Source organism: Kocuria sp. ZOR0020, assembly GCF_000800955.1.
Taxonomy (GTDB): domain Bacteria; phylum Actinomycetota; class Actinomycetes; order Actinomycetales; family Micrococcaceae; genus Kocuria; species Kocuria subflava.
Genome location: NZ_JROX01000149.1, coordinates 1 through 1,904, shown reverse-complemented (window position 1 = coordinate 1,904; position 1,904 = coordinate 1). Strand labels below are relative to the sequence as shown.

Annotated in this window: 1 rRNA gene; it reads left to right on the top strand. The window is 57.7% G+C overall.

The features are described 5' to 3' along the window. The first annotated feature begins 4 nt into the window (after window positions 1-4). A 16S ribosomal RNA gene (locus tag L979_RS09165) occupies window positions 5-1,539 on the top strand. Window positions 1,540-1,904: the final 365 nt, after the last annotated feature.

Below are 1,904 nucleotides of genomic sequence, written 5' to 3'. Positions count from 1 at the left end.
TTTTTTGACGGAGAGTTTGATCCTGGCTCAGGACGAACGCTGGCGGCGTGCTTAACACATGCAAGTCGAACGCTGAAGCCCCAGCTTGCTGGGGTGGATGAGTGGCGAACGGGTGAGTAATACGTGAGTGACCTGCCCTTGACTCTGGGATAAGCCTGGGAAACTGGGTCTAATACTGGATACGACAGTACATCGCATGGTGTGTTGTGGAAAGGGTTTGTACTGGTTTTGGATGGGCTCACGGCCTATCAGCTTGTTGGTGGGGTAATGGCTCACCAAGGCGACGACGGGTAGCCGGCCTGAGAGGGTGACCGGCCACACTGGGACTGAGACACGGCCCAGACTCCTACGGGAGGCAGCAGTGGGGAATATTGCACAATGGGCGCAAGCCTGATGCAGCGACGCCGCGTGAGGGATGACGGCCTTCGGGTTGTAAACCTCTTTCAGCAGGGAAGAAGCGAAAGTGACGGTACCTGCGGAAGAAGCGCCGGCTAACTACGTGCCAGCAGCCGCGGTAATACGTAGGGCGCAAGCGTTGTCCGGAATTATTGGGCGTAAAGAGCTCGTAGGCGGTTTGTCGCGTCTGCTGTGAAAGCCCGGGGCTTAACCCCGGGTCTGCAGTGGGTACGGGCAGACTAGAGTGCAGTAGGGGAGACTGGAATTCCTGGTGTAGCGGTGAAATGCGCAGATATCAGGAGGAACACCGATGGCGAAGGCAGGTCTCTGGGCTGTTACTGACGCTGAGGAGCGAAAGCATGGGGAGCGAACAGGATTAGATACCCTGGTAGTCCATGCCGTAAACGTTGGGCACTAGGTGTGGGGGACATTCCACGTTTTCCGCGCCGTAGCTAACGCATTAAGTGCCCCGCCTGGGGAGTACGGCCGCAAGGCTAAAACTCAAAGGAATTGACGGGGGCCCGCACAAGCGGCGGAGCATGCGGATTAATTCGATGCAACGCGAAGAACCTTACCAAGGCTTGACATGCACTAGACCGTCCCAGAGATGGGATTTCCACTTTGTGGTTGGTGTGCAGGTGGTGCATGGTTGTCGTCAGCTCGTGTCGTGAGATGTTGGGTTAAGTCCCGCAACGAGCGCAACCCTCGTTCCATGTTGCCAGCACGCCCTTTGGGGTGGTGGGGACTCATGGGAGACTGCCGGGGTCAACTCGGAGGAAGGTGGGGATGACGTCAAATCATCATGCCCCTTATGTCTTGGGCTTCACGCATGCTACAATGGCCGGTACAAAGGGTTGCGATACTGTGAGGTGGAGCTAATCCCAAAAAGCCGGTCTCAGTTCGGATCGTGGTCTGCAACTCGACCACGTGAAGTCGGAGTCGCTAGTAATCGCAGATCAGCAACGCTGCGGTGAATACGTTCCCGGGCCTTGTACACACCGCCCGTCAAGTCACGAAAGTTGGTAACACCCGAAGCCGGTGGCCTAACCCTTGTGGGGGGAGCCGTCGAAGGTGGGACTGGCGATTGGGACTAAGTCGTAACAAGGTAGCCGTACCGGAAGGTGCGGCTGGATCACCTCCTTTCTAAGGAGCATTCATGCCCGTGTCGCCGTGTGGCGACCCAACCCCTGATCTGCTTATTCGTGGGTGGTGGTTGTGTGGTGTGTGTTCATGGGTGGAATGTCAACAAACCATTGATCGTGCCCCGTGTGGTTCATGCGTGCTGGTTCTCCTCCTTGGTGGGGGGTGGTGGTGTGTGTGGGTTGGGGTGTGGTGATGCTCGTGGTCTTCACGGCACTGTTTCCCTGGAAGTGTTCTGGGGTGGTGGTGGTGTGTGGGGTGCGGGGTGGAGCACTGTTGGGTCCTGGAACAACAGGACCCTTCTCATCTGGTGGTGTGTGCCTGGTTGTCTCCCTGTGTGGGGGGTGGCGGGGTGTGCTGCTGGTGGG